The following is a 4,560-nucleotide window of genomic DNA, read 5'->3' as shown; positions in this document are numbered from 1 at the left end:
GTCAATTCCGAGGGCGAGCGCTTCATGGAGCGCTATGCGCCCTCCGCCAAGGATCTCGCCTCGCGCGACGTCGTCTCCCGCGCGATGACGGTCGAGATCCGCGAGGGCCGCGGCGTAGGCAAGAAGAGGGACCACATCTTCCTGCACCTTGATCATCTCGATCCGAAGATCCTGCAGGAGCGCCTGCCGGGCATCTCGGAATCGGCGCGGATCTTCGCCAATGTCGACGTCACGCGCGAGCCGATCCCGATCGTGCCGACCGCGCACTACAACATGGGCGGCATCCCGACCAACTACCATGGCGAGGCGCTCACCAAGAAGAACGGCGACGAGAATTGCGTCGTGCCGGGCCTGATGGCGGTGGGCGAAGCGGCCTGCGTCTCGGTGCATGGCGCCAACCGGCTCGGCTCCAATTCGCTGATCGACCTGGTGGTGTTCGGCCGCGCCGCCGCGCTGCGCTGCGCCGAGAAGCTGACGCCGAACGGCAAGCAGCCGGACCTGCCCTCGGATTCGGCCGACAAGGCGCTCGGCCGACTCGATCGCTACCGGCACGCCTCTGGCGGCACGCCGACGGCGAAGCTGCGCGACAGCATGCAGCACGTCATGCAGAACAACTGCGCGGTGTTCCGCACCGGCGAGGTGCTGCACGAAGGATCGAATCTCATTCACAAGGTGCACAGCGGCATTTCCGACATCGGTGTGTCCGACCGCTCCCTGGTGTGGAATTCGGACCTGATCGAAACGCTCGAGTTCGACAATCTGATCGTGCAGGCGGTGGTGACGATGGACTCCGCCGCCAACCGCAGCGAAAGCCGTGGCGCGCATGCGCGCGAGGATTTCCCCGAGCGCAACGACAAGGATTGGTTGAAGCACACGCTGGCGTGGATCGATGGTGGGGGCAAGACCTTGATCGATTACCGTCCGGTGCACAGCTACACCATGACCAATGACGTGCAGTACATCGCGCCGAAGGCGCGGGTGTACTGAGCCGTGCCCCGCGCATCCGTCCCTAGCAGGGATGGATTGCCGGGTTGTTAGGGGTGAAGACGCGCTTCGTGCTTAAGCCCGGCACATGACGCGGAGAACCAGAGGCGAGACAGATGGTTGAATTCGCACTTCCGAAGAACTCGAAGATCACGACCGGCAAGACCTGGCCGAAGCCCGCCGGTGCCACGGAGGTGCGCGAATTCCGCGTCTATCGCTGGAATCCCGACGACGGCAAGAACCCGAGCATCGATACCTACTACGTCGACGTGAAGGACTGCGGACCGATGGTGCTCGACGGGCTGATCTGGATCAAGAACCACATCGATCCGTCGCTGACCTTCCGGCGCTCCTGCCGTGAAGGCGTCTGCGGCTCCTGCGCCATGAATATCGACGGCCAGAACACGCTGGCCTGCACCAAATCGATGCACGACGTGAAGGACGACGCCGTCACGGTCAACCCGCTGCCGCACCAGCCGGTGGTGAAAGACCTGGTGCCGGATCTCACCAATTTCTACGCGCAATATGCCTCCATCGAGCCCTGGCTCAAGACGTACACGCCGACGCCGCAGAAGGAATGGCGGCAGAGCCACGAGGATCGCGAGAAGCTCGACGGCCTGTACGAGTGCATCCTGTGCGCCTGCTGCTCGACCTCGTGCCCGAGCTACTGGTGGAACAGCCAGCGTTATCTCGGCCCGGCGGCATTGCTGCAGGCCAACCGCTGGGTCACGGATTCGCGCGACGAGGCCACCGGCGAACGGCTGGATGATCTCGAGGATCCGTTCCGCCTCTATCGCTGCCACACGATCATGAACTGTGCCAAGGCGTGTCCGAAGGGCCTCAATCCCGCCGAAGCGATCGCCGAGCTCAAGCTGAAGCTGGTCGAACGACAGATCTGACCTGCGACCGCTTGCCCTCTCCCTTATCGCGGAGAGGGGCACCTTCGGCGCAGCTCGCATCCGCCTCAAGCACCACGCGTCCTCATTGGAGTTGCGCCTGAAACCGGCTATCCATGCCTCGCTTGATGAGGACGCCCGGCCTTGACTTCCAACAACGATCCATCACCCGCTCCGTTCGGAACCTTTGCGCCGAATGCGGCGCAATCGGCAATCATTTCGCTCGCCCATCGCTCGCGGCTGAAGCGCGGCGCATTCCGTCCCATGCTGTCGCGCCTGGTCAACCTGATGCGCGCGGGTCCTGTCGACGTGCAGTATCAGGGCGCCTCGTTCCGCTTCCATCATCAGGCCAGCGCCACCGAGCGCGGAGCGCTGTTCAATCCCGCCTACAATCTCGAAGAGCTCGACTTCCTGCGCAGGCACACGCCTCAAGGCGGCGTCTTCGTCGATGTCGGCGCCAATGTCGGCACCTATGCACTGGTGCTGGCGCGTCATGTCGGCGCAAACGGAAAGGTGATCGCGATCGAGCCGCACCCGGTCACCTTTGCGCGTCTTGCGTTCAACACGGCGGCGTCCGCCGTGCCTCAGGTCCGTCTGGTGGCCGCCGCTGCGGGACCCGAGGACGGCGAAGTCCTGATCGAGACCGACGACGACAATCTCGGCCACAGCCATGTCGTGACCGGCCGAGCGAGCGGTCAAGCCATCAAGGTGCCGTCATTGCGGCTTACGCGCATTCTCGAAGAAGCCGGCGCCGCGAAGGTCGATTCCTTGAAGATCGACGTCGAAGGTTTCGAGGATCGGGTGCTCACGGGTTTCTTCAAGGAGGCTCCGCCTCCGCTGTGGCCCGGCGTCGTGGTGATCGAACACCTGTCTTGGGGCGAATGGCAAAACGACTGCATCGCCGACATGGTCGGGCGGGGCTATGGCATCGTCGGCAAGACGCGGAGCAACACGCTGCTGAAGCGGGCGTGATGCGAGACGGATCACATGGGCTTTCCGGTTTCAGACTATGAACGGGCCAGGTCCTTCTACACCAAGGCGCTGGCGCCGCTTGGCTACAGCCTGGTCATGGAAGTCACTCAGGAGCAAACCGGCCACGATCCGGCGGCAGGCTTCGGCATCGACGGCAAGCCGGATTTCTGGATCGGCGGCGAAGGCGGATTGAACAAGCCGGTCCACGTCGCGATCCTCGCCAAGGATCGCGCTGCCGTGGATGCCTTCTACAAGGCGGCCATTGCGGCGGGCGGGCGCGACAACGGGCCGCCCGGCATTCGCGCGCACTATCATCCCAATTACTACGGCGCCTTCGTGCTCGATTCGGACGGTCATAACATTGAGGCGGTCTGTCACGCGCCGGCGTAGAGTTCCTTTTCAACTTCGGAACATCGCTCAGATCCTGCCGTTATCGCTCCAGCAGCAAGGGAGCGAGATATGGCGAGTGACAATGCGCGCGACGTGGAGCGCGTCTGGGATCTGATGAAGAAGATCGGCTTCGCCATGCTGGTGACGCGCGATGGCGACAAGCTTCGCGCCCGCCCGATGGCCGCCTATGTCGAACGTGACGAGAATGCGGTCTATTTCCTCACCGATGCGCGGCGCCACAAGGACGAGGAGATCGCACGCGATCCGTCCGTCAATCTTTCCTTCGCCGACACCGGCGGCCAGAAATACGTGTCGCTCACCGGAACGGCGGTCGTCTCCAACGACCGCGCCAAGATCGAGCAGTTGTTCTCGACGCCGGCAAAGGCGTGGTGGGACAGCGCCGAGGATCCCAACATCCGGGTGCTGAAGGTCACGCCCGATGATGCCGAGTTCTGGGATTCACCAGGCTCGGTGATCTCGTATGTGAAGATGGCAACGGCCGCGGTGACGGGCACGCGTCCCGATCTTGGCGACAACCGCAAGGTGGCAATGTAGTGCCGATCGAGCCTCCGGAGATTCAGCCACCTACGCCCGGACATCCGACCGAGCCGCCGCCTGAAGCGCCGCCGGGCAATCCGCGGCCGGATATTCCAGCGCCGGTGCGCGAGCCTGGCGAATCACCGAAGCCCGACGAGTTGCCGGGCAGGACGCCGGACGAATTTCCGGTGCGCGGCCCCAACGGTCCACGCACGCCCTATCCCGAGACCGATGCGGGATTCGAAGACCAACCGGGCTCGGAGCCCGACGTAATTCCAGGCTCGCCCGATTCTCCCGAAGGCACCATGTGAGGCGATTGCCACGCGCTCCTGAATGCGCAATGAACGGTGCTGCCACCGCGTGCTTGGCGTGCAGAAATAAATGGAACTGCAGCTTTGCTGGCCGCCACAATCCGGCCTAACGCTTACTTGTTGATCGAACGGCCTATCACACAGAGGCTTTCCAAGAACCTTTCGGGGATCGAATCATCATGACCCACCTCCGTATCGTGCTGCTTGCCACGACCGCTCTCACCGCGATGCAATTCGCAGGCACGTCATCGCACGCACAGACGCCACCTATGGTCGTGGCGCAGGCGCAGGGCGAAGTCGGGCCCGACGGAAAGCCGAAGCAGCCGCCCGCGGGCCGCCAGGCGCCGCCACCCGCTGCCGCACCCGCGCGCCCAACGCCGCCTCCTCCGGCGGCCGCGCCGCCACGCCCAACCCCTCCGCCGCCGCCCGCGGCTGCGCCCCCACGCCCGGCCCCTCCGCCGCCGCCTCCG

The 4,560-nt window shown here is 64.3% G+C and carries 6 protein-coding genes and 1 pseudogene; all 7 read left to right on the top strand.

What is annotated here, in order from left to right; all coding sequences use genetic code 11:
* A partial coding sequence (locus HY852_RS15640; protein WP_291605676.1) for an FAD-binding protein occupies positions 1-987 on the top strand: 987 nt, incomplete at its 5' end.
* A 113-nt stretch (positions 988-1,100) separates the two neighbouring features.
* Complete coding sequence (locus tag HY852_RS15635; RefSeq protein ID WP_291605675.1) at positions 1,101-1,883, top strand: succinate dehydrogenase iron-sulfur subunit; 783 nt, start codon at positions 1,101-1,103, stop codon at positions 1,881-1,883.
* Between the two features lie 141 nt (positions 1,884-2,024).
* Complete coding sequence (locus HY852_RS15630) at positions 2,025-2,852, top strand: FkbM family methyltransferase (protein ID WP_291605674.1); 828 nt, start codon at positions 2,025-2,027, stop codon at positions 2,850-2,852.
* A gap of 15 nt (positions 2,853-2,867) precedes the next feature.
* Positions 2,868-3,242: a VOC family protein gene (locus HY852_RS15625; protein ID WP_291605673.1), complete on the top strand. Its 375-nt coding sequence runs from the start codon at positions 2,868-2,870 to the stop codon at positions 3,240-3,242.
* Between the two features lie 69 nt (positions 3,243-3,311).
* The gene (locus tag HY852_RS15620; RefSeq protein WP_291605672.1) at positions 3,312-3,797 is read left to right on the top strand and encodes a pyridoxamine 5'-phosphate oxidase family protein; all 486 of its coding nucleotides are present in this window, start codon (positions 3,312-3,314) and stop codon (positions 3,795-3,797) included.
* Positions 3,797-4,090, top strand: coding sequence for a hypothetical protein (locus HY852_RS15615; RefSeq protein WP_291605671.1), 294 nt, complete (start codon positions 3,797-3,799; stop codon positions 4,088-4,090). Before HY852_RS15620 ends, HY852_RS15615 begins: the two co-directional genes overlap by 1 nt.
* Before the next feature lie 179 nt (positions 4,091-4,269).
* A pseudogene (locus HY852_RS15610) lies at positions 4,270-4,560 on the top strand (OmpA family protein); the annotation flags it as partial.

This window comes from Bradyrhizobium sp., from assembly GCF_016213215.1.
Classification (GTDB): domain Bacteria; phylum Pseudomonadota; class Alphaproteobacteria; order Rhizobiales; family Xanthobacteraceae; genus Bradyrhizobium.
This window is presented reverse-complemented; position numbering and strand designations above follow the sequence as displayed.